Annotated in this window: 2 tRNA genes and 2 rRNA genes; all 4 read right to left on the bottom strand. The window is 51.4% G+C overall.

The features are described from left to right. Positions 1 to 802 (bottom strand): 23S ribosomal RNA (locus tag ACLIBG_RS15565); the annotation flags it as partial. Positions 803 to 882: 80 nt separating this feature from the next. Next, a tRNA-Ala gene (locus tag ACLIBG_RS15570) sits at positions 883 to 955 on the bottom strand. Between the two features lie 16 nt (positions 956 to 971). Further along, positions 972 to 1,048 (bottom strand) — tRNA-Ile (locus ACLIBG_RS15575). A 218-nt stretch (positions 1,049 to 1,266) separates the two neighbouring features. Continuing rightward, positions 1,267 to 1,483: ribosomal RNA gene (locus ACLIBG_RS15580) — 16S ribosomal RNA — on the bottom strand; the annotation flags it as partial.

Below are 1,483 nucleotides of genomic sequence, written 5' to 3' on the forward strand. Positions count from 1 at the left end.
GCATTTTTCAACATACGTGGGTTCGGGCCTCCAGTCAGTGTTACCTGACCTTCACCCTGGACATGGGTAGATCACACGGTTTCGGGTCTACGACCGCATACTCATTCGCCCTATTCAGACTCGCTTTCGCTGCGGCTCCGTGTCTTCCACTTAACCTTGCATACGATCGTAACTCGCCGGTCCATTCTACAAAAGGTACGCCGTCACGCATAAATGCGCTCCGACTACTTGTAAGCGCACGGTTTCAGGTTCTCTTTCACTCCCCTCCCGGGGTGCTTTTCACCTTTCCCTCACGGTACTGGTTCACTATCGGTCACTAGGGAGTATTTAGCCTTGGGAGATGGTCCTCCCGGATTCCGACGGAATTTCTCGTGTTCCGCCGTACTCAGGATCCACTTCGGAGGAAACACGTTTTCAACTACAGGGCTCTTACCTTCTTTGGCTGCCTTTTCCAAGGCGATTCATCTAACGTATTTCTTGGTAACTCCATATGAAGTGTCCTACAACCCCAACCGGTAAACCGGCTGGTTTGGGCTCGTTCCGTTTCGCTCGCCGCTACTTGGGAAATCGCGTTTGCTTTCTCTTCCTCCGGGTACTGAGATGTTTCAGTTCCCCGGGTATGCCTCATGCATCCTATGTATTCAGATCCATGTGCTATTCCATTACGAATAGCGGGTTGCCCCATTCGGAAATTCCCGGATCAATGTCTACTTACGACTCCCCGGGACATATCGGTGTTAGTCCCGTCCTTCTTCGGCTCCTAGTACCAAGGCATCCACCGTGCGCCCTTATTCACTTAACTAACGTAAATAAGCTGTAACGCTTTACTTTCTGTTGATGTCATTGATTACTCGATTCTTATTTAGTTTTCAAGGTACGAAATGGAGCCTAGCGGGATCGAACCGCTGACCTCCTGCGTGCAAGGCAGGCGCTCTCCCAGCTGAGCTAAGGCCCCGTAAATCATGATTAGATGGTGGGCCTGAGTGGACTCGAACCACCGACCTCACGCTTATCAGGCGTGCGCTCTAACCAGCTGAGCTACAGGCCCATCTAATATTTAAAATTATTCCTTCAAAACTGAACGAAACAACTTCGTATGTCGTATTCTGTCTAGCTCCGGCATCCAACGTCTAGCGGACTTCAGGTCTTCTCCTACGATAAGTCAACATCGCTCCACTTCCGTTTCGCGTGTTTCCTTTATCTAGTCAAAGCCCCTCCAGTCCGTACAACGTTAAACGGATGCCTGCGCTTTTCTTTTTTCCTTAGAAAGGAGGTGATCCAGCCGCACCTTCCGATACGGCTACCTTGTTACGACTTCACCCCAATCATTGGCCCCACCTTCGGCGGCTGGCCCCTAAAAGGTTACCTCACCGACTTCGGGTGTTGCCGACTCTCGTGGTGTGACGGGCGGTGTGTACAAGGCCCGGGAACGTATTCACCGCGGCATGCTGATCCGCGATTACTAGCGATTCCGGCTTCATGC

The organism is Virgibacillus sp. W0181 (genome assembly GCF_051846915.1).
Lineage (GTDB): Bacteria > Bacillota > Bacilli > Bacillales > Amphibacillaceae > JBPYCR01.